The organism is Massilia sp. Root133 (genome assembly GCF_001426525.1).
GTDB classification, from domain to species: domain Bacteria; phylum Pseudomonadota; class Gammaproteobacteria; order Burkholderiales; family Burkholderiaceae_D; genus Telluria; species Telluria orientalis.
In genome coordinates this window covers 220,561-244,448 of record NZ_LMEW01000035.1, presented here as the reverse complement: position 1 = coordinate 244,448, position 23,888 = coordinate 220,561, and the positions used below count along the sequence as shown (strand labels likewise).

Here is a 23,888-nt window from a genome sequence, read left to right as displayed (position 1 = left end):
CGTGTAGCATGGTCGGATCTGCAAGGAGCCGACCATGTCCTATCAGTCCACCCTCGAATTCAACACGTTCGGCCGCGGCAGCCGCGACATCACTGCGGCCGTCGCCGACGTCGTCACCCGCTCGGGCATCCGCTGCGGCCTCGCGCACGTGTTCGTGCAGCACACGAGCTGTTCACTCCTGATCACCGAAAACGCCGACCCGGACGTGCGCCACGACCTGGAAACCATCATCCGGCGCCTGGTGCCGGACGGTGATCCCGCGTACCACCACGATACGGAAGGACCGGACGACATGGCGGCGCATGCGCGCACGATGCTGACGTCCACGTTCGTGACGGTGCCCGTCGGCGACGGGCGGCTGATGCTCGGGACGTGGCAGGGGATGTATTTGTGGGAGCATCGGGTGGCGGAGCATCGGCGCAAGGTGGTCGTGACGGTGCTGGGGGACTGAGTCACGGCATTCCGGTGAGATTCCGAGGAATTCTTGCGAGTGCAAACGGGTATCCTGCAAGCTCGTCAACGACACCCCCATCGACCATGCGATTCCGTTCAGCGGCCTTCGGCGCCCTCGCGCTCTGCACGTCCCTGGTATCCCACGCAAGCGCGTACGACGACGCGGGCCGCGCCGCGGCAGCCGCCAGGTTCGTCGCCGCACTCCAGCACCAGCGCTTCCAGGAGGCCGCCGCCCTGTTCTCACCGGAAGTGACGAAGGATACCGCGGCGACCGCGCACACGCTGAAGCGGATCGATGACACTGTCGGCGGATTCTCGACGATGCAGCCGGTGACCCGGCCGCTGGAAGGAAAAACCATCCGCCTGCAGGTGCCGCCGCGGAAAAACGTCCTGTTCGGCGTCCAGAAGTCCGTCCAGTTCCGCTACGCCTCCACCGCCGGCGACGGCAAGCCCGTCTATTACGAAGTCCACGTCACGCCGGACGACAAGCCGCCGCAGGTCTTGTCGTTCGCGCTGCAATTCCCGGCGGCCGATGCGCAGTCGGCGCAACGCGCGAGCCGGCTTGCCGCTGCCATCGACCGCTGATGCCCGCGCGATCCTTCGCGGCGCCGCATGAGCCATGCTGGCGCTTCGGCAAGATCATTCCACCCGTGGACGCCTTGGAAGTGCCGCCGCATAACAACAAGCGCCGAAGCCAGCCGTGAGACGCGGGCCGGCGCACCTTGAGGTGAATGGAGACGACATGCACTGGAACGACTGGCCGATGGTATGCCTGGCACTGTCGGCGCTTATTGCCCTTCTGTCGCGACGCTGGATGGACGCCGCCTGGTCCGCATGTTTCGCCATCTTCCTGCTGTTCGACAAGGTCTTGCCGACCGCGGTCCCGTGGCAACTGAAATACGCGTTCCTGCTGGCGGGCGTGCTACTGATCGCCTCCGAGGTTGCTGGAACGTACCGTCGGTACAAGCACAGCCAGGACGCAAGGTACTGATTGCACCGGAAAGCGAATTCCTCAGTCCTCGAACCGCAGAGGATCGAACGTGCCGGCCAGGCCGTGGATGCCCTTGTACAGATCGGCCATGGCGCGGACATCGCTGCCCGACCTGTCGAGCAGATGGGCCAGCGCCGGCGACAACGGCTGGGGCAGCCGGTCCAGCTCGCACCATTGATACCCCAGGCATCCGTCACCCAGGCGCGGTTCGAACTCCTGCGGTACGACGGCGACGTAGTTGTGCTGGACGAAGAAGCGCGCATCGGAAAACGGCGTGAGGCGGCTCAACGCGAGATCGCCTTCATACGCGCAGCGCTCGGCGATCGTGTTGATCGCGACCTGCAACGGCGACTGCCCGGCGAGGACGTCTGCCGTCCATGTCCCCCACTCGGGGCCCGCGCCATCCGCAGGAATACATTGCTTGACGAGCACGCGGCCCGTGTCCTCGGCAAGCACGATCGCGCAAGCGGCAATGCCCTGCCAGCTTCCACGGGCTGGTACGACCCAGCTCGGCCGCCTGACGAGGTCGGAACCGGCCGTCGACGTACTTTGGAAATTCGCCATCTTTACCTCGCTTGCAGTGCGTGATTCACTGCGTATGCTTAACATTTATTCAACGTAGGATCACTCCTACATAATGTTAATCATCCACGAGATTCGTTTAACGGTCGAGCGATTTCGACCAAGAGTACAATTTCCCGACAGATCATTATGTACTGGTTGCGACGTTGCAACAGAAATGAGTCATTGTCAATACAATGATGACTTGATGCGGAAGGTGATGGGGAGAAGCTGGCCGTACCGGCCCTGTCAGTCCCTGCACCACTCCGGTATCATGCAGGGATGAACCAGATTCCTTTCCAGCCGTTCGTCATTGGCGTCGCCGGCGGCAGCGGCAGCGGCAAGTCGACGGTGACCCAGCAGGTGCTGGCGTCGTTCGGCACCGAGATGGTCTCGGTCGTGATGCAGGACGATTACTACCGCGACCAGTCCGACCTCACCCCGGAAGTCCGCCGCAAGCAGAATTACGACCACCCGCAAGCGTTCGACTGGCCGTTGCTGGTCCAGCACGTCCAGGCGCTGCGCAACGGCGAAACGATCGCGATGCCGGAGTACGACTTCACGATCGACAACCGCTCCACGAAAACGATCCCCGTGAAACCGGCCCCGGTCATCGTGATCGAAGGCCTGTTTGCCCTGTACGACGCGGACCTGCGCGACATGATGTCGCTGAAGATCTTCGTCGACACCGCGGCCGACGTCCGCTTCATCCGCCGCATGCAGCGCGATATCGCGGAACGCGGCCGCACGATGGACAGCATCGTCAACCAGTACCTCGAAACGGTCCGCCCGATGCACAAGCAGTTCATCGAGCCGACCAAGCGCTACGCCGACGTCATCCTCCCCCACGGCGCGAATGATCCCGCGGTCGACGTCATCACCACCAAGGTGGCGAGCGTCATCGGCAACTTGAAGCGGTCCTGATCCCTGGCGCGGCGGCGGCAGCCGGCTTCCTGAAAGCCAGCAGGTTGCCGCCGAGGACCAGCGCGACGCCGCCGAAGGCCGGCAACGTCCAGTGATACCCCTCGAGCACGGTCGATACGCTCAACGCGACGACGGGAAACAGCACCGTCGAGTAGGCCGCGCGGTCCGGCCCGATGCGCCCGACCAGCACCAGGTACGCCGTGAATGCGATGACGGAACCGGGGACGGCGAGATAGAACAGCGCGCCCAGGTAGCGCGGGCTGGCATCCAGCGTGAACGGCATGCCCAGCAACCATGCGCCGCCACCGACGATGGTCGAGCCGATCAGCATGGCCCAGGTATTGGTCAGCAGCGGCGTCAGGCCGAGCGCCTGCATGCGGCTCGACAGCAGATTCCCCGTCGAAAAGCACACGGTGCCCAGCAGTGACAGGCCCAGGCCGAGCAGCATGCCGTGGTCGTTCCAGTGGCCCTGCATCTGCGGCAGGAACAGCAGCGCGATCCCGGACAGGCCGAGCAAGGAACCGACCAGCACCTCGCGCCGGATCGGACGCCCCATGAAAAGGCGCAGGTTGACCGCGTTCCAGATCGGCGCGGTCGAAAAGACCACGGCCACCAGGCCGCTCGGCACCCACTGGCTGGCGTAATAAAAGCACAGGAAATTACAGCAGAACAGGGCGATGCCCTGCGCGAGCAGGTAGCGCCATGCCTGGCGCGGCGGCCACACTTGCCGGCGCGTGGCGAGCAGGAACAGGAACAGCACGGCGGCGGCGATCCAGAAACGGTAGGCGATCGACACCGGGGCCGGGACGACGCCGAGCTGGAACTTGATCGCGATCCAGGTGGTGCCCCAGATGACGACGGTGAGCAGGTAAAGGAAGATATTCATGCTGCCATGATGCGCGCGGCCGGCGGCGCGGACTTGTCTGGTCTTGCGCTTTTCCGATGCCCTGTCGGTACGGCCTGCGGAAGAATGCTAGACTTTTTCGCATGCTCTCCCATCCCGCTCCCCGCCCCTCTTCCGTCGCGCACGCCGTCTTCGACACCATGTGCGGCACCGACGCCACGCTCGAACGCTTCGTGTGGCTGGGCGACGGCATGGCCGCGGCGATCTGGCAGCGCGACACCCGTGAAGCGCTGACCGTGTACGACCGGCCCGGCCACCACACCCTCTCCTGCTACCTGGGCGGCGGCTACCGCACGGAACGCAGCGGCATGCACAGGCAGTACGGCGCGCCGCTGCGCCTGTGCACGCTGCCGGACGACCATGAATCGGAATGGGTGGTGCGCGACCATCTGCGCCTGCTGCACGTGTACTTCATGCCGGAGCATTTCACGCGCCGGGCCGTGGTGGAGCTGGACCGCGAACCGCGCGAGATCACGCTCGCCGACCGCACCTACTTCGAAAGTCCCGCCCTGCTGCGCCTGTGCCAGTCGCTGATCGCGACGCCGTGGGAAGGCGCCGACCATCTGCTGCGCGCCAACGAGATCACCCACGACGCGCTGAGCGAACTGCTGCGCTCACAAGGCGTGCTGCGGCGCGAACTGCGGCTCAAGGGCGGCCTCGCGCCGCTGCTGCGCCGCCGCCTCGCCGACTACATCGACGCGAACCTGGCACAACCCATCACGCTCGGCACGCTGGCGCAGGTGGCCTGCCTGTCGGAGTTCCACCTGGCGCGCATGTTCCGCGTCTCGTTCGGCATGCCGCCGTCGGCCTGGATCGCCGGGCGCCGCCTCGAGCAGGCCCGCACGCTGTTGAAGACCACCACCCTGCCCTTGCAGCAGGTCGCCGACCTGTGCGGTTATGCGGACCTGTCGCACTTCGGCCATCGCTTCCGGGCCGCGACGGGCACGTCGCCGCGGCGCTTCCGGCAAGTCGTGGCACCTTGAGAAGCCACCTCCTCAAGGCCGGAAAGTCGCATTCCAGCCGGCGAAAAACAGGCCGTACGCCCGCCCGCCAACGGCCGCCTCGATCGCCTCGAGCTCGCGCTTCGCTTCGCGGTGCCCCAGTTGCTCGGCAATGAAAAAATGGCGCGCCGCCAGCTTGTAATCGGGATGCGGAGCGCCCGCATGCATCTGCCCCAGAAGGTAGGCCTCGGCCTTGTCGATACCATGCAGCCTGATCTCGGGCCCCGGGGGCGGGGGCGGCGGTGGCGGCGGACCCGGGACGACCGTCTTGCGCGGCGGCGGCGCAGGCGGCAGCTTCCTGAGATGACGTCTCGCATCCGCCGACCCCGCGTCCGCGGCCTGGCGAAACCAGTGTCGCGCCTTCGCGATATCCTGCGGAACGCCAAACGATTCGTCCCAATACAACTCGCCCAATTGCTCCATGGCGAGCAGCTTGACGTCCCTCTCGTGGGTATGCACGTGATCCAGGATCGTGTCGCACTGCCCCCTGGCATCGGGGCCAGGATAAGGGACCCGCGCCGTGGCCGCGCGTTCGAAGAATTGCAGCGCCAGCGGGATATGCGGCACGACGCCTTCTCCCCGGCGATACATTTTCCCCAGCGCGAACAGGGCGCTGATGCATCCATGGTCGGCCCCGTCGCGATAGCGCCGCTCGGCCGTCCTGCGGTTTTTGCGCGTGCCGTATCCGTTCGCATAACACAACCCGGCATAAAAGTTCCCGTACGGGACACCCAGTTCGCCGGCTTTCCTGAACGCGGCCAGGATCGCGTCCGGGTCCTTGAACCTGCGGCTATGCTTGAGCCGAATGAAGGCTTCGACCAGCGACGCATGGGCGTGGTCCGCAGCGTCGAGCTCACGCAGCATTTTGATGGAAACCTTCTCGTCGTCGGCGACGAAGCGGTGAAAAGCGGATCGTGCAAATCGATAGCCGGCGCTCATGGTCGGGCGTTCTCCTGATGATGGGTTGAAACCGGGACACCCGTGACGTCGCCGCCGAACGCGAACACGCTCACGTCGAGCGTCCCGGGCGGCAGCGTGGCGTCGCATCCCAGGCTCTGGATGATCGTGGCAGCAGGGTGCATTGCGGCACGCAGGAGGATGACCACGTCCAGCGCTTCCTTGCCCGGCAAGGCCGGCCCGGCCGTCGTCACGGAAACGCACACGCTCCCTGCGTCACGCAGACATGCGCCCTGCCGTTCCATGTGCGCCATCGCCGCGGTGCACGCGGCTTCCGCCCGTCCAGCCGTGCCGTAGCCATGACGCGCCAGGCGCGCACCGCACGCCGGTTTGACGGCGTGGCGGACGTCGCCCCACGCGCAGCCGATCCAGTTGGGCGTATCGTCAGGGATCGTCAGCGCACGCACCAGACGGCGCACGAACTGTACGCTGGCGGAACGACGGACCACGAACACGGCGTCGAAGGCTGCCAGCAGGACGGGGCTGGCCATGCCCGACCGGGTGTCATCCTCCCGCTCGGGCTCGCATACGGCAATGCGCAGGGCCGGTCCGGCATGACGCTCGGAGAGCTGGACAGCCGTGGCCAGCGCGCCGTGCTGTCCCAGCGGCCCCGATACGATCACCAGGTCCGTCGCGTCGTCCCGCCCACCCGCCGGGACGGCCTTCCTCGCGAAGATGACAGCCGGCCCGCCGTGGCGGCCGTCCGTAGCGAGGTCATACCGCACCACGGCTGGACAGGACCTCGTTTCGATGTGCGAAAACGTCATCGTCGATGCCGATCAGCGCATGGGAGAAAAGTCGAAGTCCTTCACGAAGGCGACGACGGCGTGCCCTTGCACCAGCAGGATGCTCTCCGTTTTCAGTTGCGCCGCCAGCGCGTCGATGAAACTCTCCTTGATCCGGTCGCGCTCGCAGAACGTGTAGAACCTGGGCCAGCGCATGGTCAGGACATCGAGCGCCTCGCGACGCATGTGGTCCGAAATTTTGTCAGAAATTACCTTCACCGATAATGCCATTTCACCCTCTATCAAAACGCTGTAAGCGGATCACAAGAGCGAGAATATCACATCGTAAGGATTTTCTAAGACATTTTTATGTTTGTTTTACCATTCACAATGACACACCTATCGTCAGCGTAACTACATATCCGTTCACCGGATCCCCGCTCACGGAGGCCATCTGGAGCGACGTGCCGTCACTGAACACGTTGTCCGTCGCATAGCTCATCGAGGCCAGGTTGCGCGAGCTGGTGCTGTAGGCCGTCGTCGCATAGGCTTCGTTCAGGGTCGCCATCGGGAACGTGAACTGCGAGGTCTTGACGCGGTTGGCGGCGCTCGTTGCCTTCGCGAGGCTGGCGTAGATCTCGAAGTGGATGTGCGGCATGCGGCCCGAGTAGCAGCCCGGGAAGACCGTCGTGAACGTCACAGTGCCCGTGCTGTCCGCTTCCTGCACGCCGCGCAGGTAGTTCTCGCTCGTCAGGCCGCTCGCGTACATCGAGTAATTGCCGTCGCGGTCGCAGTGCCACAGGTAGACCGCGGCGCCGGCCGCGCTGGCGCAGCTCGCGCCCGCGTTCACGATCTGCAGTTTCAGGGTCGTCGGGATGCCCGCCGCCGTCTTGCTGCCGGGAGAAACGCTCGTGCGGATGTCGCTGCGCACGATGCCGGACAGTGCCAGCGCGTTCGCGATGCCGTTGCCGTTGCTGTTGGTGCCGTCGCCCGGGTACGGGCCGCCCGTCTCCTCCGGGATGACGGAACAGGTGCCGGTGGTGGTGGTGGTCGTGCCGGTGCTGCCCGTGGACGTCGTCGATGACGCCACGATATCGCCGGACGCACCGCCGCCCCCGCCGCAACTCGTGAGCGGCACGGCAGCCGCGGACGCGAACAGCCAGCGCAGCGACTGGCGCCGGCTGGCCTGGGTGGCGAGCATGCGCTCGAGGTCTTCGGCAAGGCTGTGGTGTGAGTGATCCATGTGTCCCCCTGGGTTACGGAAGGCGCATTGTCGGATGGGGAAACGTTAAGCGCGGTCAACCACCGTAAAGCTGTGTAAAGACGCCGCATTTCGCGCCGCCCTGCCGCATTTCGCGCCGCGATCGGGGCATGTCGTCGCACGGGCGCACGGGTCCGCGGAGGCGCTGGCACAGTGGCACCAACTTAACCCGCACTGAGCGCACTTTACGGAGCCGACCATGCTGATCCAGATCCTGACCCACACCCCGCTGTACGTCTGGGCGATCCTCGCCTTCCTCGTCTACCGCGGCATGGCCGCCATGCGCGACCGCGACATGGAAGTCCGCAAGCTCGTCATGATTCCGGCCGTGATGCTGGTGCTGTCGCTGCAGGACATCAGCGCGAAATTCGGCCTCGGCGGCTGGGCGCTGGCCGCGTGGGCGGTGGCGGCGGCCGGCGTGGCGCTGGCTGCGGGGCTGGCCGGTTCGGAACGCATCGCGGCGAGCGCGGTGCCGGGCCACGTGCGCGTGTGCGGCAGCCGCCTGCCGCTCGTCATGATGATGGCCGTGTTCTTCACGAAGTACGCGGCGTCGGTGGCCGTGTCGGTCGCGCCGCAGCTGCGTCAGGACACGCTGTTCGCCTGCATCGTGTGCGGCCTGTTCGGCGTCTTCAACGGCTGGTTCATCGGCCGGCTGGTGGGCGACATGGCGTCGGTGCGCATGCTGCCGGCCAGCGCGGCAGCCGCCTGAGAATCAGTACCCGACCCCGCGGGCCATCATGGCCGCGAAGATCGGAATCAAGGCGAACACGTGGATCTCCAGCAGCATCGTCCGGCGCAGCGCATTGACTTCGTCCATCGCCGGCACGAACGCCGCATCCGCCTTCGCCCGTTTTTGCCAGGCGAGGATGCGCAACGTGGGCTTGATCGAAATGAGGCCCACGGCGGCGAAGGCGGCGATCTTGGCCCAGAACATCGGGTTGTGCATGTAGAAACTGGCGCCCTTCGCGCCATACGCCACGCGCAGGAAGCCGACGATCAGGATAGCCAGCGCCATGATGCCGTACGCCGCGTCGAAGCGCCCCAGCAGACGCACGGTCTGCGGCGACATCGCGGCGGGCCGCATCAGCGCCAGTTCGGCGGCCAGGGCGGACGCGATGCCGAATACGATCAGGTGGTGGACGATGGCGAGTACGAGGTCGGTCATGGCAAGATCGTTGGCAGTGATGAGATATCAACTGTAGCAAACTTCGGGGTCAGAGCCCGATTTTGGGCAATTTCCAAAAATCGGGCTCTGACCCCGGTGTTGACTAGCGCAGCATCGACTCCCATACTTTCTGCAGGCGCTTGCTGGACACCGGCATCGGCGTACGCAGCTCCTGCGCGAACAGCGACACGCGCAGTTCTTCCAGCATCCAGCGGAACTCGATCATGCGCGGGTCGAGGTTCTTCAGCGGCTGGTTCTTCACCGTGCGCTGGAACTGCGTCGCCGCCGTCTGCCACTCGGCCATCAGCTGCGCATCGCGCGCCGGATTGCCGCGCAGCTTTTCCAGGCGCACGTTCATCGCCTTCAGGTAGCGCGGGAAGTGCGCGAGCTGGCTGTACTCCGTCTCCGCGATGAAGCGCTTGTGCACGAGCCCCTGCAACTGCGCCTGCATGTCGCCCGCGACGGCGGGAGGCAGGCCTTGCAGGCGCTTCGGCAGGCCGTGGAACTCCGCGAGGGTCTGGCCGGCCAGGCGCGCCGTCTCGTTGATCAGCAGGCCGATGCGGCCCTTGCCCTCGTCCTTGCGCTTGTTGAACGAGGCGGCATCGTGCGGCAGCGGATCCTGCAGGCAGGCGATCTCGATGGCCTTGTTGACGATCTGCTCGCGCAGTTCTTCCGGTGTACCCACCGACATGAACTGCATGCCCATCTGCTGCAGGCCCGGCACGTTCTTTTCCGCGAATTTCAACTGGTCCTTGAACTGCAGCGCGAACAGGCGGCGCAGGCCGATGCGGTGCGTGCGCGCCGCCACGTTCGGATCGTCGAAGACTTCCAGGTCGCAGTGCGTGCCCTTGTCGACGAGCGCGGGGAAGCCGATCAGCGTGATCTTGCCCTGCGTGATCTCCAACAGCTCCGGCAGTTCGCCGAACGTCCAGCCGGTGATGCTCGTGTGGGCGGTCGGCGCGGCGGGTGCGGCCGGTGCGGGCTTGCCTTTCGCCGGTGCCGGCGCGGCCTGCGCAGCCAGCGGTTTGGCGCTTGACGGCCCGGCAGCCGGTGTCGTCTCCGCCATGCGCTGGAAACTCTGGCGCGCCTGGCCGCCCAACTCGGCCTGCAACGTGGCCAGGTTGCGGCCCATGTCCAGCTGGCGGCCGTGTTCATCGACCACCTTGAAGTTCATGAAGAGGTGGGCCGGCAAGGTCTCCAGCTTGAAGTCGGTCGTCATCACGCGCACGCCCGTCTGCGCGTGGATGTCCGCGATCAGCGCGTCGATCAGGTCCCCGCGGCCGAAGCGCACGGGATCCTCGTTACGCTCGAAGAAGCGCGCGGCATATTCCGGCAGCGGCACGCAGTGACGGCGCAGCTTCTGCGGCAGGGACTTCAGCAGCAGCTGCACTTTTTCCTTCAGCATGCCCGGCACGAGCCAGTCCGCGCGCTCGCGCGGGATCTGGTTCAGCGCGAACAGCGGCACGGTCAGGGTCACGCCGTCGCGCGGGCTGCCCGGTTCGAAGTGGTACGACAGGCCCATCTCGATGCCGGTGACGTTCATCGTCTTCGGGAACAGCTCCGTCGTGACGCCCGCCGCTTCGTGGCGCATCAGTTCTTCGCGGTTCAGGTACAGGAGCTTGGGGTTGTCGCGCGACGCGTCCTTGTACCACTTCTCGAAACCCGCGCCGTTCACCACGTCCGACGGGATCTCGTTGTCGTAGAACGCATGGATCAACTGGTCGTCCACGAGCACGTCGAGGCGGCGCGACTTGTGCTCGAGGTTTTCGATTTCCTTGATCAGCTTGTGGTTGTGCGCGAAGAACTGCGACCGCGTCTCGTAATCGCCGCCGACCAGCGCATCGCGGATGAAGATCTCGCGCGCCTCCGCCGGATTGTGCTGCGCATAGTTGATGCGGCGCTGGCTGTAGACGACGATGCCGTACAAGGTCGCGCGCTCGCTCGCCGTGACCTGCGCCGTGCGCTTTTCCCAGCGCGGCTCGCCCCACGATTTTTTCAGCAGGTGGCCGCCGATCTTCTCGACCCACTCCGGCTGGATCTGGGCGATGCAGCGCGCGTACAGGCGCGTCGTCTCGACCAGTTCCGCCGCCATGATCCATTTACCGGCCTTCTTGCCGAGCGTGGACCCCGGCCAGATGTGGAACTTGATGCCGCGCGCGCCGAGGTAGGCGCCGGAATCGTCTTCCATCTTGTAGCCGATATTGCCGAGCAAGCCAGTCAGCAGCGCCATGTGCAGCTGCTCGTACGTCGCGGGCGCGTCGTTCAGGCGCCAGCCCTGCTCCTTGACGATCGTGAGCAGTTGCGAATGGACGTCGCGCCACTCGCGCAGGCGCACCTGCGACAGGAAGTTCTCGCGGCAGTTGTCCTGCAGCTGGCGGTTCGTCTTCTTGTGCTCGATCGCCTGCTCGAACCAGCGCCAGATCTTCAGGAAGCTTAAAAATTCGCTCTTCTCGTCGGCGAACTTCTTGTGCTTCTCGTCGGCCTGCTGCTGGTATTCCATCGGCCGGTCGCGCGGGTCCTGCACGGACAGCGCGGATGCGATGATCAGCATCTCGGTCAGGCACACGTTGTCGACGGCGGCCAGGATCATGCGGCCCACGCGCGGGTCGAGCGGCAGCTTGGCCAGCTTGCGGCCCATCGCCGTGAGTTCGTTGGCGTCGTCGACGGCGCCCAGTTCCTGCAGCAGCTGGTAACCGTCGGCGATGGCGCGGCCCTGCGGCGGCTCGACGAACGGGAACGTCTCCACGTCCGTCAGGTGCAGGGACTTCATGCGCAGGATGACGGCCGCCAGCGACGAACGCAGGATCTCCGGGTCCGTGAATTTCGGCCGCTGCAGGAAATCGTCTTCCTCGTACAAGCGGATGCAGACGCCGTCCGCGACGCGGCCGCAACGGCCGGCGCGCTGGTTGGCGGCGGCCTGCGAGATCGCCTCGATCTGCAGTTGCTCGACCTTGTTGCGGTAGCTGTAGCGTTTTACGCGCGCCAGGCCGGCGTCGACGACGTAGCGGATGCCGGGCACCGTCAGCGACGTCTCGGCCACGTTCGTCGCGAGGACGATGCGGCGCGCATTCGTCGTGCGGAACACGCGGTCCTGTTCTTCGACCGAGAGCCTCGCGAACAGCGGCAGGATCTCCACGTGCGGCGGATGATGCTTGCGCAGCGCTTCGGCGCAGTCGCGGATCTCGCGCTCGCCGGGCAGGAACACGAGCACGTCGCCGGATCCCAGGCGGCAGAGTTCATCGACGCCGTCGACGACGGCATCCATCAGGTCGCGCTTGTCGCGCGCGGCCTGCGCCTTGGAGACCGATTTGCCGTCGGCCGCGGGTGCGAATTCCTGGTCACGTTCGACGGGGCGGTAGCGCACCTCGACCTTGTACAAGCGGCCCGACACTTCGATGACGGGCGCCGGCTTCTCGGGCGTGCCGAAATGGCGCGCGAAGCGGTCGGCGTCGATCGTCGCGGACGTGATGATCACCTTCAGGTCCGGCCGGCGCGGCAGGATCTCCTTCAGGTAGCCGAGCAGGAAGTCGATGTTCAGGCTGCGCTCGTGCGCCTCGTCGATGATGATCGTGTCGTAGGCCTTGAGCAGCGGGTCGGTCTGGGTTTCGGCCAGCAGGATACCGTCCGTCATCAGCTTGACCCAGGCGCCGGACGACAGCGTGTCGTTGAAGCGGACCTTGTAGCCCACGTGCTCGCCCAGCGGCGAACCCAGTTCGAACGCGATACGCTTCGCGGTCGACGACGCGGCGATGCGGCGCGGCTGCGTGTGGCCGATCATGCCCTTTTCGCCGCGGCCCAGCTCCAGGCAGATCTTCGGCAGCTGCGTCGTCTTGCCCGAGCCGGTTTCGCCGGACACGATCACGACCTGGTTTTCCATCAGCGCCTTCGCGATTTCGGCGCGGCGGCCAGAGACAGGAAGGTCTTCCGGGAAGGTGATCGGGGGGAGCGGATTGCGCACCGACTCTTTGCGCGCGGGGCGCTCCTCGCGCGGACGCTGGCCGCCTTCGCGCAGCTTGGCCGGGCGCTCCTGCGCCTGTGCATCCGCACGCAAGGTGGAGCCTGACGACGGACGCACCTGCGCCTGCGCGAGCGCGTTCGCGAGCGCGCCCTCGCGCGCAGGCGGGCGCGGGCCGCGACGGGCGTCGCCGCGCGACGGTTGCGAAGAGCGGTCGGGGGATGCGGCGCGCGCCGGCTTGGGCGCAGGCTTGTTACTCTGTTCAGACATTGATTTTTACGAGGATTTGGTGCGCAAGTCGCGCAGCGAATTATAATGCGGCAAATGGAAAACCCTACCCAATTCGTCCAGTGGCTGCGCTCCGTCGCGCCGTATATTCACGCATTCGGCGGCAAGACCTTCGTCGTCGCTTTCCCCGGTGAACTGGTGTCGGCCGGCGCCCTGCCCGTGCTGGCGCAGGACCTGTCGCTGCTGGTCGGACTCGGCATCCGCGTCGTGCTGGTGCACGGGTCGCGGCCGCAGGTGGCCGAGCAGCTCGCGCTGCGTAACGTCGCGGGCCGCTTCCACAACGGCGTGCGCGTCACCGACAGCGCGGCGATGGAATGCGCCAAGGAAGCCGCCGGCGAACTGCGCCTGGACATCGAGGGCGCGTTCAGCCAGGGCTTGCCCAACACGCCGATGTCGAATGCGCACATCAGCATCGTGTCCGGCAACTTCGTCACCGCGCGCCCGCTGGGCGTGATCGATGGCGTCGACCACGAGCTGACGGGCGTGACGCGCAAGGTCGCCGCCGCCAAGATCCAGCCCATCCTGGAGACCGAGGACAACATCGTCCTGCTGTCGCCGCTGGGCTTCTCGCCGACCGGCGAGGTGTTCAACCTGACGATGGAAGACGTGGCGGTATCCGCCGCCATCGCCCTGCATGCCGAAAAGCTCATCTTCATCACGGAAACGCCGCTGATGAAGGACGCCGGCGGCGGCGACATCCGCGAACTGTCGTCGCACCAGGCCGAAGCCGTGCTGCAGGCGGGCTTCCTGCCGAACGACGCGTCGTTCTACCTGCAGCACGCGATCAAGGCGTGCAACAGCGGCGTCGACCGCGCCCACATCGTCCCGTTCTCGACGGACGGCTCCGCGCTGCTGGAACTGTTCACCCACGACGGCGTGGGCACGATGATCACGCACGACAACCTGGAGAGCCTCCGCCAGGCCACAATTGAGGACGTCGGCGGCATTATCAAGCTCATCGAACCGCTCGAAGCGGACGGCACGCTGGTCAAGCGTCCGCGCGAGCTGATCGAACGCGAAATCGAGCAGTTCTCCGTGATCGAGCACGACGGCGTCATCTTCGGCTGCGCCGCGCTGTACCCGTTCCCGGAATCGAAGATGGCGGAAATGGCCTGCCTGACCATCAGTCCGGAGGCGCAAACGCAGGGCGACGGCGAGCGCATCCTGAAGCACATGGAAAACCGCGCCCGCGCCGCCGGCATGAACAAGCTGTTCGTGCTGACCACGCGCACGTCGCACTGGTTCAAGAAGCGCGGGTTCGTGCCGGCGACCGTCGACGACCTGCCCAAGGACCGGGCGCACATGTACAACTGGCAACGCAGGTCGCAGATTCTGATCAAGCAGCTGTAAAACCGTCGTTCCCGCGCAGGCGGGAACCCATGCAGACTTTCCGAAGCCAAGCGTCAAACATGCCGCACCGCTTCCAAAGTACTGAATTCTGTTGCTCAGCATGGGTCCCCGCTTTCGCGGGGACGACGCGGCAGCGGCCGCGTCGCTTTATAATCACGTTTTCCGATACCGAACCAGGAGCAAGAACATGGCCCGCACCGTCCACTGCATCAAACTGAACAAAGAAGCCGAAGGCCTGGCTTTCCCACCGTACCCGGGCGAACTGGGCAAGCGCATCTATGAAAGCGTGTCGAAGGAAGCCTGGGATGGCTGGCTGAAGCACCAGACGATGCTGATCAACGAAAACCGCCTGAACATGGCCGACGCGCGCGCCCGCAAATACCTGGCCACGCAAATGGAACGCCATTTCTTCGGCGAAGGCGCCGACGAGGCTGCCGGCTACGTACCGCCGAGCGCCTGATTTATTGTAGCGGGGCAGCCTTGCCGCCCCGCTGCAGAAAACGCCTTACATCTGCCGGCACTGGCGCAGTTCGCACCGCGCCATGAACACTTTCCCGCGCATTTGCCCGTCCTCGCAGCGCATGCGATAGACCTCGACAGGTCCCGGCTCCGTAATGAGCCCGGCACCCTGTCCGCCCGTACACCCTTGCTGCTTCGCCATCTTCTCGACGGTCGCCGACGACACGCCCATGCGGAACGGAATCGTCTCGACGGCCGGCGCGGGATCGGCCACGGCCACGGGTGCGGCTGGCGCGGCCGGCATCTGCCTGTGGAACATGGAGCAGCCGCCCAGCACCGCGACGGCCGCGCAGATAAGCGCCAGGCGGCTCATGCTCAGAACGTCAGCTTCTTGACGCCGTCGCCCGTGCCCAGCAGGCAGACGTCGGCGCCGCGGCGGGCGAACAGGCCGACGGCGATCACGCCGACGATCTGGTTGATCTCCGATTCCAGCGCCACCGCATCCGTGATGGCCAGGCCGGCCACGTCCAGGATGTAGCCGCCGTTGTCCGTGACGAACGCGTCCGTGCTGCCCGGCTTGGTACGCAGGCGCGGCTGGCCACCCAGCGCGACCAGCTTGCGGCTGACGGCGTTCGCGGCCATCGGCACCACTTCGACCGGCAGCGGGAATTGTCCCAGCGTCTCGACCAGCTTGGAGCCGTCGGCGATGCACACGAACTTGCCCGACACGGACGCGACGATCTTTTCTCGCGTCAATGCCGCGCCGCCGCCCTTGATCATGGCGCCGGTGGCATTGATCTCGTCGGCGCCGTCGACGTAGACGGAAATCGATTCGACGTCGTTCAGGTCGAACACCTCGATGCCGTGGCCGCGCAGGCGCGTCGCCGTCGCTTCCGACGACGCGACCGCGCCCTTGATGCGCGACTTGATCTTGCCGAGTTCGTCGATGAAGAAGTTGGCGGTGGAACCGGTGCCGACGCCGATGATTTCGCCGTCGACCACGTATTCGATGGCGGCGCGCGCCACTGCTTGCTTGAGTTCGTCCTGAGTCATGATGTTGGAAGGAGGTGAAGAAGAATCCGACATTTTAACGGATTCACATGTCGCGCCGAATATCATGCCAATTCAGCATATAATCTTGCAACCAAAGAAACACCCGCCGACGACCCATGCTCCGGATCCTGACCACCCTGCTGCTCGCCTTCGTCCTCGCGCACACCGCGACGGCCGCCGACTTCACGCCGTCCGCCCCGCCCGGCCCATACCGCGTCGGCTTCCACGTCCGCCAGCAGTACGACCGGGCGCGCGTCTACCAGCACCCGCGCAGTCCCGTCACGGCGCAGGCAACGAGCGGCGACCGGTCGCGGCCGCTGCAGACGCTGATCTGGTATCCGGCCATCGGCACCGGCGGCGCGCTGACCTACCGCGACTACGTGGCGACGGTGGCGACGGAAGAGGAATTCAGCCGCATGCCGGACCAGGTGCGCCGCGCCACCGACGCGCTCGTCGAGACACGCACCCCGCAGGTCCAGCGCGACCTGTCCAGCCCCGTGCGCGCCCTGCGCGACGCGCCCGAGCGCCCCGGTAAATTCCCCGTCGTGATCTACGCGCCGAGCCACAGCGCCTACGCCATCGAGAACACCGACCTGTGCGAATACCTCGCGAGCCACGGCTACATCGTGATCGCGACGCCGTCGCTGGGCCCGCGCTCGCACACGATGACCGCGAGCCTGGAGGGCGCCGAAGCGCAGGCGGACGACATCGGCTTCCTGGTTGGCTACGCCCACACGCTGGCGCAGGCGGACACGAACCGCATCGCCGTCGTCGGCCACAGCTGGGGCAGCCTCGCAAGCGTGCTGGCCGCGGCCCGCGACGACCGCATCCGCGCCCTCGTCACGCTGGACGGCTCGCTGCGCGCCGCGTACGACTACGTGAACGGCGGCCCGCGCGCCGCGGGCTACGTCACGCCGGAACGCCTGGGCATCCCGCTGCTGTACATGACGCGCCTGCAGGACGAAGGCGCGATCGGCTCCGAACTGCTGGGGCGCATGCGTTATGCCGACGTGTATCTCGCCACGCTGGATGCCGCGAGCCACATGGATTTCTCGTCGTGGTCGCTGCGCATGGCGCCGGACGCGGCCTTCGGCACACGCACGCGCGCGCAATCGGCCCAGACCTACGGCGCGATGGCGCGCATGGTCGAACGTTTCCTCGACGCCCGCTTGCGCAACGATGCCCCGGCACGCCGCCAGCTGGACGACGCCGTCGCCGCGAACCGTCCGCCGGCCGGCTTCGTCTCGTTCGCGCTACGCCGCGCCACGGGCGCGCCGCCGACGCTGGACACGTTCCTCGAACAACTGGGCCAGCAGGGCTTCGAGCACATCGCCACCATCTACGACCGCCTGCACGCGCAGAATCCCGACCTCGCCCTCGACCCGCTGCAAGCCCACGACTGGGGCATGAAGCTGTTGCGCGAACGGCGCGCCGCCGATGCCATGCAGGTGTTCCGGCTGGGCGTCAAACTGTATCCGGAACGCTTCGACTTCCTCTACGACGGCCTCGGCCAGGCGTACGAGGCGGCCGGCGAGCGCGACGCGGCCATCGCGAATTACCGGCAGGCGCTGGCGCTGGAGCCGGGGCAGGCGCATGCGCGCGAACGGCTGGGGGCACTGGGCGTCGCGGTGGCGCAATGAAATACGTCATCGGCGCCGTCGTGCCCCTTCCCCTGGCGGCAGGCGCCGACGTGGAGGAGACCGTCGTCTTTCCGATGCCCGCCTATCCGGCCTCCGTCCAGGCCAGCGATGCGTACGACGGGGTCGACGTAACCTGAACAAATAATCCGGAGGTCACATGAAGCGAGTCACTGGCATCGGCGGCGTCTTCTTCCAGGCAAACGACCCGGCCGCGCTGAGCGCCTGGTACACGCGCCACCTGGGCATCGACGTAAAGCCATGGGGCGGCGCCGCGTTCGATTGGACGGACCCCAAGGGCACCACCGCCTGGTCCGTGTTCGCTGCGGACAGCGACCAGTTCGCGCCGAGCCGGGCCCCGTTCATGATCAACTATCGCGTCGACAATCTCGCCGCCCTGCTACAGGCCTTGCGCGACGAAGGCTGCAATGTGCTCGACAGGACGGACGACGGCGAATGCGGCAAGTTCGGCTGGGTCATCGATCCCGAAGGCAACAAGGTCGAGCTGTGGGAACCGCCGGCCTGATCACCCACCGTTAAAAAAACTTCACCATGCCGCTCTCGAACTACCTCGACACCGCTCCGCAGCTTGCCGAGCGCGTCTACGTGCACGCCTCGGCCCAGGTCATCGGCAGCGTCCGCCTCGGCGCGGACAGCTCGGTCTGGTGCAACGCCGTGCTGCGCGGCGACGTCAACGACATCGTCGTCGGCCGCTGCACCAACGTCCAGGACCTGACGATGGGCCACGTGTCCCACAAGACGCCCGCCAGGCCGGACGGCTCGCCGCTCGTCATCGGCGACTACGTCACCATCGGCCACGCCGTCATCCTGCACGGCTGCCGCATCGGGAACGAATGCCTCATCGGCATGGGCACCATCGTGATGGACGACGTGGTGGTCGAGGACCGCGTCATGGTCGGCGCCGGCAGCCTCGTCCCACCGAACAGGACGCTGGAAAGCGGCTTCCTGTACATGGGCCGGCCCGTCGTCAAGGTGCGGGCGCTGACCGAGGCCGAGATCGCGTACCTGCGCTATTCGGCCGAGCATTATGTGCGCATCAAGGACAATTATCTGAACGGATACACCGGGTAATTCCAACAATCGACCGTCCGCGCGCACGCCGGCCCTCTGCAGCAGAAGCGCCGAAAACTGCAAAATCGAAAAAATATTGATTCAATATTTAATACGAAGTGGAATCCGGTCGCCCTATTATCAGGAGATCATTGACTGTTTCATAAATGCTGAGTCTTCACACCAATTTCGTATCGCTGTCGGCGCTGAAGGTCCTGGGCCGTACCCAGACCTGGCTGTCGACGTCGATGACGCGCCTGTCGACCGGCTACCGCGTCAACTCGGCGCAGGACGACGCCGCCGGCCTGCAGATCGCCACGCGCCTGAAGGCGCAAAGCAGCGGCATGACCGTGGCCATGCGCAACACGCAGAATTCCATCTCGCTGCTGCAAACTGCCGACGGGGCACTGAACGAAGTCAGCGACATCCTCATCCGCATGAAGGACCTGGCGACCCAGGCCGGCGATACCTCGTCGTCGAGCGCCGACCGGGACACCCTGCAGGCGGAATACGATTCGCTGACGGACGAACTGTCGAACATCTTCAGCAACACGGGCTTCGGCGGCACCACGCTGCTGAACACCTCCGCCACGACGGGCGGAAAACTCGGGGATACGGCGGGCCTCTCGTTCCAGATCGGCGCCGACAATGCGGAAACGATGCATGCCGATTTCTCGCAGCAGCTGCACGACGTCGACCTCCTGCTGCAGGCCGCCACGACCAGCGACATCACCTCGCTCGACGGCAGCGGGAATACCGTCGTCACCATCGTCACCCGTTTCGCGGGCGACAGCTCGACCACCAACACAACGCCGGGCCACACCCTCGCCGACATCCTGATCCCCACGACGACGAATATCCCCGACGGTTTCGGCGGCACGATCACGGTCCATGGCACGATGACGCTCGTCGCCGATCCCGCGGCGACGATCGGCAAGCTGGGCGACGCCCTCGACGCCGTGTCGGCGCTGCGGTCCGGACTGGGCGCGGCCGCGAACCGCCTGGACCACGCCTACAACAACCTGGCGAACGTCTCGACCAATACGCAGGCCGCCACCGGCCGCATCATGGACGTCGACTTCGCGACGGAGTCGTCGGCCATGACCGCGAACCAGATGCTCATGCAGTCCAGCACGGCCATGCTGAAGCAGACCAACAGCCTGGCCTCGATGGTGATGGCGCTGCTGCAGTAACGGCACCCCTGCCAGCTGACGACGGCGTCAATCGCCCGGCGGCAAACACCCGTACATGCGCGGCCCTTCCCTGTCGCCATTCCAGATCTGGTGCACGACCGCACTGCCGTCATGCTGACGCGCAAGGCAGAACCTGGCCTCGTAGCTGGACGCGGCGCTGCCCTTGCCCGGCCGCGCCTCGATGCGCAGGCTGTAGATCCGCCCCGGCGCCAGCGGCGCGGGCGTCGTGCGCGGCAGCGACGCCACCTTGCCGCCGTACGGCACGCACATGCCGAACGTGAGGGGGAATGTGCGCTCCTTCGGCATCGTCATCTTCCACACCGGGCGTGCGCCCTCCCACACGACGATCGACCGGAATTCCGGCGTGCCCAGGCGTTCCTCGCGCGGGGTGATGGTGAAGCACGGGCCGCCACGCGGGCCTTCGCGCACCTCGGCCGCGCCGACGCGGGCGCACGCCGGCGCGGCCAGGCACCAGGCACACAGCAGCACGGGGATGCGATAGGGGACGGACATGATGACCTCAACGGAGCGCAAGGCGAAAGCCTACGACGGCAGCACCGTTAAATTTTGAGGCTACGCAAGCTCAGGCGGAGACAGACGCTACAATCCGCGCGAAGCGGCGTGCGCTGCCGCGCGGCAGGTTGTCCGGGTCGCGCGGGTCGGCGAGGAAGCGGGCCAGCACCTGTTCGTACAAGTCGATCTGGTGCGCATACTGGCGCTGGCGCATGATGCGCGGGTTGCGCATGTATTTCAGCGCAAAATAATCCGCGAGCAAGTCGCCCTGGGCTTCCATGTTGTAGTCGGACAGAAGCGCGCCCGGGCGCAGTTCGTAGCGGTACGACAGGCCGATGCGGAAGGCGCCGCGCAACCGGACCGGGTAGCCCAGCTGGTGCTGCCACACATGCACCATCTCGTGCATGAACCAGTGGATCGTGTGCGGATCGCCCGCGCCATAATCGGGCAGGAAACAGGAGCGGTGGAAATAAATGCTGCCGTTGGGCGTCATGGCGCAGTTTTTCGGCTGCACCAACGGCAGGTAGCGGCGCCCATGCACGCGCACGCGCGACACATCGATGGCGCCGCCGAACAGCAGCGACGCCATGCGTATTTCGGCCGGGGTCAGGCCCCGGACCCGCAGTTGTCTCACCTTCGCCGCATGCTTAGGCTCAGGCCGCCTTCAGCGCGGACGCGGCCTTGGCCAGCTCGGTGATCAGGCCCCAGTCGCCGGCCTTCATCGCATCCGCCGGGGTCAGCCAGGAACCGCCCACGCACGCGACGTTCTTCAGCGCGAGGAATTGCGGTGCCGTCTCGATCGAGATGCCGCCCGTCGGGCAGAAGGTCACGTCCGGCAGCGGACCGCCGATGCCCTTCAGCATGCCGACGCCGCCCGCCGGCACGGCCGGGAACAGTTTCAGCTGCTTGAAGCCGGCTTCGCGCGCCACCATCACTTCGGACGGGGTCATGCAGCCCGGCAGCAGCGGCAGGCCGCTTTTCTTCGCCGCCTCGATCAGCGACGGCGTCAGGCCCGGCGACACGCCGAACACGGCGCCCGCATCGCGCGACGCGGCGAATTCTTCCGGCTGCGTCAGCGTGCCGACGCCGACGATCGCGCCTTCCACCTGGGCCATCGCGCGGATCGCGTCCAGGCCGTGCTTGGTGCGCAGCGTGACTTCGAGCACGCGGATGCCGCCGGCGACCAGCGCCTTGGCGAGGGGGACGGCATGGTCCGGGTCGTCGATCGCGATCACGGGGATCACGACGGCGGATTTCATGATGTCCAGCAGGGTCATATCGTTACTCATCGTTGTGCTCACTTTGCTTATTTCGATTTGCGGAACAGGAAGTCTTCATCGGAACCCGGCATGATCTCGCCGCTGTCGGTACCTTCGTGCAGGGGTACGGTCGTGTCGATCGGCGACGGCAGCGGGAAGTGGGCGGCGCCCTCCTCGGCCGCGCTGACGGATTTGCGGAACACGTCGAACAGCTCGCGGCCCATGCCGATGTGGCTGGAGCTCAGGTCGGCGGTTGCCATCTTGCGCGCGGCCCATACGTCTTCCGGCACCAGCGCGTCCAGCGTGCCCTGGGTGGCGTCGACGCGGATGATGTCGCCGTCGCGCACGAGGCCCAGCGGACCGCCGGCCAGGATTTCCGGCGACACGTGGATCGCCGCCGGGACCTTGCCCGATGCGCCCGACATGCGGCCGTCGGTGACCATCGCGACGTGGTAGCCGGAATCCTGCAGGTTGGCCAGTGCCGGCGTCAGCGCGTGCAGTTCCGGCATGCCGTTGGCGCGCGGGCCCTGGAAGCGGATCACGGCGACGAAATCGCGGTTCAGCTTGCCGGCCTTGTAGGCGTGCATGAAATCTTCCTGCGAATCGAACGTCAGCGCCGGTGCTTCGACGATGTGGTGTTCCTTCTTGACGGCCGAGATCTTCATCACGGCGCGGCCCAGGTTGCCCTGCACGAGGATCAGGCCGCCGTTGTCGCTGAACGGGTTCGTATGCTTGCGCAGCACCGATTCGTCGCCGCTCTGCTCCGGCAGGTCGCGCCAGACGACCTTGTCGCCGTCCAGGAACGGTTCCTTGCAGTGGTTGCGCAGACCGCGGCCCAGGATGGTGTTGACGTCGTCGTGCACGAGGCCGGCGTCCAGCAGTTCGCGGATGACGAAGGTCGGGCCGCCGGCGGCCTGGAAGTAGTTCACGTCGGCGTCGCCGTTCGGGTACACGCGCGTCAGCAGCGGCACCACTTTCGACAGCTCGTCGAAGTCGTTCCAGTCGATGATGATGCCGGCCGCGCGCGCGATCGCGACGAGGTGCAGCGTGTGGTTCGTGGAACCGCCCGTCGCGTGCAGCGCGGCGATGGCGTTGACGATGCATTTTTCGTCGACGATGTGGCCGATCGGCATGTACTCGCCGCCCTGCTGCGAGATCTTGACCGCATGCTGGGCCGCGGCGCGGGTCAGCGCCTCGCGCAGCGGGGTGTCCGGATGGACGAACGCGGCGCCCGGCAGGTGCAGGCCCATCATCTCCATCAGCATCTGGTTGCTGTTAGCGGTACCGTAGAAGGTACACGTACCGGCGCTGTGGTAGGCCTTGGCCTCGCCTTCCAGCAGTTCTTCGCGCGTGGCCTCGCCCTTCGCGTAGCGCTGGCGCACGGCGGCCTTTTCCTTGTTCGAGATACCGGTCGCCATCGGGCCGCCCGGCACGAAGATGCCCGGGATGTGGCCGAAGTGCAGCGCGCCGATCAGCAGGCCCGGCACGATCTTGTCGCAGATGCCGAGGTACAGGCTGGCGTCGAACATATTGTGCGACAGCGCGATGGCGGTCGACATGGCGATGGTGTCGCGCGAGAACAGCGACAGTTCCATGCCCGGCTGGCCCTGCGTGACGCCGTCGCACATGGCGGGCACGCCGCCGGCGAACTGCGCCACGGCGCCGACTTCACGCACGGCGTCCTTGATGACCTTGGGGTAGGCTTCGAACGGCTGGTGCGCCGACAGCATGTCGTTGTAGGAAGAAACGATCGCGACCGACGGCTGCTTGGCTTCGCGCAGCTTGAGCTTGTCGTTGGCCGGGAAGGCGGCAAACCCGTGTGCCAGGTTCGTGCACGCGAGCACGCTGCGCTGCACGCCCTTGACGCGCGCGGCGTCGAGATGCGCGAGATACGCCTGGCGCGAAGCCCGGCTACGCTTGATGATCCGGTTGGTGACCTGTTCTACTACGGGGTGCAGCGCCATGATCTGTTCCTTGTGAATTAGATTTCTGAAATTTTACTACGAAATGGAGATTCCCGCTCACTAATCACTGACTGAGGGGGTCCGGGAACGTAGTCGAGATGCGCGCGTGATACGCGGCCGCGCGAAGGCGCTTTTTTGTGTAGTGAATTTACGCCTGCTTCCTGTATGATTCGCTAACCTGCACAAAATGACATCATACCGTCC

Annotated in this window: 27 protein-coding genes; 13 read left to right on the top strand and 14 right to left on the bottom strand. The window is 65.9% G+C overall.

The window, feature by feature from the left end; genetic code table 11:
• The first annotated feature begins 34 nt into the window (after window positions 1–34).
• The 3 genes from ASD28_RS27900 to ASD28_RS27890 all read left to right on the top strand — a co-directional run bounded on the left by ASD28_RS27900 (window position 35) and on the right by ASD28_RS27890 (window position 1,444).
• Entirely contained in the window at window positions 35–451 is a 417-nt protein-coding gene (locus tag ASD28_RS27900; protein WP_056136454.1) for a secondary thiamine-phosphate synthase enzyme YjbQ, read from the top strand.
• Between the two features lie 86 nt (window positions 452–537).
• Window positions 538–1,038, top strand: coding sequence for a hypothetical protein (locus ASD28_RS27895; RefSeq protein WP_056136452.1), 501 nt, complete (start codon window positions 538–540; stop codon window positions 1,036–1,038).
• Window positions 1,039–1,195: 157 nt separating this feature from the next.
• Complete coding sequence (locus tag ASD28_RS27890) at window positions 1,196–1,444, top strand: hypothetical protein (protein ID WP_056136450.1); 249 nt, start codon at window positions 1,196–1,198, stop codon at window positions 1,442–1,444.
• A gap of 21 nt (window positions 1,445–1,465) precedes the next feature.
• On the opposite strand, the gene ASD28_RS32175 is transcribed toward ASD28_RS27890, so the two are convergent.
• Window positions 1,466–2,008, bottom strand: coding sequence for a hypothetical protein (locus ASD28_RS32175; protein ID WP_156403722.1), 543 nt, complete (start codon window positions 2,006–2,008; stop codon window positions 1,466–1,468).
• 279 nt (window positions 2,009–2,287) lie between these two features.
• Between ASD28_RS32175 and udk the strand changes: the two genes are divergently transcribed.
• Window positions 2,288–2,929, top strand: a complete 642-nt coding sequence (gene udk, locus ASD28_RS27880; RefSeq protein ID WP_056136446.1) for a uridine kinase — start codon at window positions 2,288–2,290, stop codon at window positions 2,927–2,929.
• Here the strand turns inward: udk and ASD28_RS27875 are convergent.
• Window positions 2,904–3,815: a DMT family transporter gene (locus ASD28_RS27875; RefSeq protein ID WP_056136444.1), complete on the bottom strand. Its 912-nt coding sequence runs from the start codon at window positions 3,813–3,815 to the stop codon at window positions 2,904–2,906. The two genes, udk and ASD28_RS27875, sit on opposite strands and share 26 nt — an antisense overlap.
• Before the next feature lie 101 nt (window positions 3,816–3,916).
• On the opposite strand from ASD28_RS27875, the gene ASD28_RS27870 reads away from it, so the two are divergent.
• Window positions 3,917–4,816 (top strand): AraC family transcriptional regulator, encoded by a 900-nt coding sequence (locus ASD28_RS27870; RefSeq protein ID WP_056136442.1) that lies wholly within the window; start codon window positions 3,917–3,919, stop codon window positions 4,814–4,816.
• A 12-nt stretch (window positions 4,817–4,828) separates the two neighbouring features.
• Here the strand turns inward: ASD28_RS27870 and ASD28_RS27865 are convergent, their stop codons facing one another.
• From ASD28_RS27865 to ASD28_RS27850, 4 genes are all read right to left on the bottom strand, one after another.
• On the bottom strand, window positions 4,829–5,773 hold the full coding sequence (locus tag ASD28_RS27865) for a tetratricopeptide repeat protein (protein WP_056136440.1): 945 nt from the start codon (window positions 5,771–5,773) through the stop codon (window positions 4,829–4,831).
• The gene (locus tag ASD28_RS32170) at window positions 5,770–6,282 is read right to left on the bottom strand and encodes a hypothetical protein (RefSeq protein WP_156403721.1); all 513 of its coding nucleotides are present in this window, start codon (window positions 6,280–6,282) and stop codon (window positions 5,770–5,772) included. The genes ASD28_RS27865 and ASD28_RS32170 overlap by 4 nt, the downstream gene beginning before the upstream one ends.
• 288 nt (window positions 6,283–6,570) lie before the next feature.
• On the bottom strand, window positions 6,571–6,762 hold the full coding sequence (locus tag ASD28_RS27855) for a hypothetical protein (RefSeq protein WP_156403720.1): 192 nt from the start codon (window positions 6,760–6,762) through the stop codon (window positions 6,571–6,573).
• 139 nt (window positions 6,763–6,901) lie between these two features.
• Window positions 6,902–7,759, bottom strand: coding sequence for an intradiol ring-cleavage dioxygenase (locus ASD28_RS27850; RefSeq protein ID WP_056136437.1), 858 nt, complete (start codon window positions 7,757–7,759; stop codon window positions 6,902–6,904).
• 217 nt (window positions 7,760–7,976) lie between these two features.
• On the opposite strand from ASD28_RS27850, the gene ASD28_RS27845 reads away from it, so the two are divergent.
• Entirely contained in the window at window positions 7,977–8,486 is a 510-nt protein-coding gene (locus ASD28_RS27845) for a DUF6622 family protein (protein ID WP_056136436.1), read from the top strand.
• A gap of 3 nt (window positions 8,487–8,489) precedes the next feature.
• On the opposite strand, the gene ASD28_RS27840 is transcribed toward ASD28_RS27845, so the two are convergent.
• Complete coding sequence (locus tag ASD28_RS27840; protein ID WP_056136434.1) at window positions 8,490–8,942, bottom strand: DUF2214 family protein; 453 nt, start codon at window positions 8,940–8,942, stop codon at window positions 8,490–8,492.
• A gap of 103 nt (window positions 8,943–9,045) precedes the next feature.
• Window positions 9,046–13,167: an ATP-dependent RNA helicase HrpA gene (gene hrpA, locus ASD28_RS27835; RefSeq protein ID WP_056136433.1), complete on the bottom strand. Its 4,122-nt coding sequence runs from the start codon at window positions 13,165–13,167 to the stop codon at window positions 9,046–9,048.
• A gap of 54 nt (window positions 13,168–13,221) precedes the next feature.
• Here hrpA and argA point away from each other — a divergent pair, with 54 nt between their 5' ends.
• Window positions 13,222–14,535 carry an amino-acid N-acetyltransferase gene (gene argA / locus ASD28_RS27830; protein ID WP_082577168.1) on the top strand — a complete coding sequence of 438 codons (1,314 nt, stop codon included), beginning with the start codon at window positions 13,222–13,224 and terminating at the stop codon, window positions 14,533–14,535.
• A gap of 187 nt (window positions 14,536–14,722) precedes the next feature.
• Complete coding sequence (locus ASD28_RS27825) at window positions 14,723–14,995, top strand: oxidative damage protection protein (RefSeq protein ID WP_056136429.1); 273 nt, start codon at window positions 14,723–14,725, stop codon at window positions 14,993–14,995.
• 45 nt (window positions 14,996–15,040) lie between these two features.
• Here ASD28_RS27825 and ASD28_RS27820 read toward each other — a convergent pair whose 3' ends face one another.
• Together ASD28_RS27820 and rpiA are read right to left on the bottom strand one after the other, a co-directional pair.
• A complete protein-coding gene (locus ASD28_RS27820) occupies window positions 15,041–15,313 on the bottom strand; it encodes a hypothetical protein (protein WP_229412430.1) in 273 nt (90 codons plus the stop codon).
• A 56-nt stretch (window positions 15,314–15,369) separates the two neighbouring features.
• Window positions 15,370–16,047, bottom strand: coding sequence for a ribose-5-phosphate isomerase RpiA (gene rpiA / locus ASD28_RS27815; RefSeq protein WP_056136425.1), 678 nt, complete (start codon window positions 16,045–16,047; stop codon window positions 15,370–15,372).
• A 116-nt stretch (window positions 16,048–16,163) separates the two neighbouring features.
• Between rpiA and ASD28_RS27810 the strand changes: the two genes are divergently transcribed.
• The 5 genes from ASD28_RS27810 to ASD28_RS27795 all read left to right on the top strand — a co-directional run bounded on the left by ASD28_RS27810 (window position 16,164) and on the right by ASD28_RS27795 (window position 19,948).
• Window positions 16,164–17,687 (top strand): dienelactone hydrolase family protein, encoded by a 1,524-nt coding sequence (locus ASD28_RS27810; protein ID WP_056136424.1) that lies wholly within the window; start codon window positions 16,164–16,166, stop codon window positions 17,685–17,687.
• Window positions 17,684–17,824 carry a hypothetical protein gene (locus ASD28_RS32165; RefSeq protein WP_156403719.1) on the top strand — a complete coding sequence of 47 codons (141 nt, stop codon included), beginning with the start codon at window positions 17,684–17,686 and terminating at the stop codon, window positions 17,822–17,824. Before ASD28_RS27810 ends, ASD28_RS32165 begins: the two co-directional genes overlap by 4 nt.
• A gap of 20 nt (window positions 17,825–17,844) precedes the next feature.
• Window positions 17,845–18,210: a VOC family protein gene (locus ASD28_RS27805; RefSeq protein WP_056136422.1), complete on the top strand. Its 366-nt coding sequence runs from the start codon at window positions 17,845–17,847 to the stop codon at window positions 18,208–18,210.
• A 26-nt stretch (window positions 18,211–18,236) separates the two neighbouring features.
• Complete coding sequence (locus ASD28_RS27800; RefSeq protein ID WP_056136419.1) at window positions 18,237–18,776, top strand: gamma carbonic anhydrase family protein; 540 nt, start codon at window positions 18,237–18,239, stop codon at window positions 18,774–18,776.
• A gap of 146 nt (window positions 18,777–18,922) precedes the next feature.
• A complete protein-coding gene (locus tag ASD28_RS27795; RefSeq protein WP_056136418.1) occupies window positions 18,923–19,948 on the top strand; it encodes a flagellin in 1,026 nt (341 codons plus the stop codon).
• Window positions 19,949–19,975: 27 nt separating this feature from the next.
• On the opposite strand, the gene ASD28_RS27790 is transcribed toward ASD28_RS27795, so the two are convergent.
• The 4 genes from ASD28_RS27790 to edd form a co-directional block, all read right to left on the bottom strand.
• Complete coding sequence (locus ASD28_RS27790) at window positions 19,976–20,461, bottom strand: hypothetical protein (RefSeq protein WP_056136415.1); 486 nt, start codon at window positions 20,459–20,461, stop codon at window positions 19,976–19,978.
• Between the two features lie 70 nt (window positions 20,462–20,531).
• Window positions 20,532–21,050 carry a hypothetical protein gene (locus tag ASD28_RS27785; protein WP_056136413.1) on the bottom strand — a complete coding sequence of 173 codons (519 nt, stop codon included), beginning with the start codon at window positions 21,048–21,050 and terminating at the stop codon, window positions 20,532–20,534.
• Between the two features lie 64 nt (window positions 21,051–21,114).
• Window positions 21,115–21,738, bottom strand: a complete 624-nt coding sequence (gene eda / locus ASD28_RS27780; protein WP_056136412.1) for a bifunctional 4-hydroxy-2-oxoglutarate aldolase/2-dehydro-3-deoxy-phosphogluconate aldolase — start codon at window positions 21,736–21,738, stop codon at window positions 21,115–21,117.
• A gap of 29 nt (window positions 21,739–21,767) precedes the next feature.
• Window positions 21,768–23,684, bottom strand: coding sequence for a phosphogluconate dehydratase (edd, locus tag ASD28_RS27775; protein WP_056136409.1), 1,917 nt, complete (start codon window positions 23,682–23,684; stop codon window positions 21,768–21,770).
• Between the last annotated feature and the right edge of the window lie 204 nt (window positions 23,685–23,888).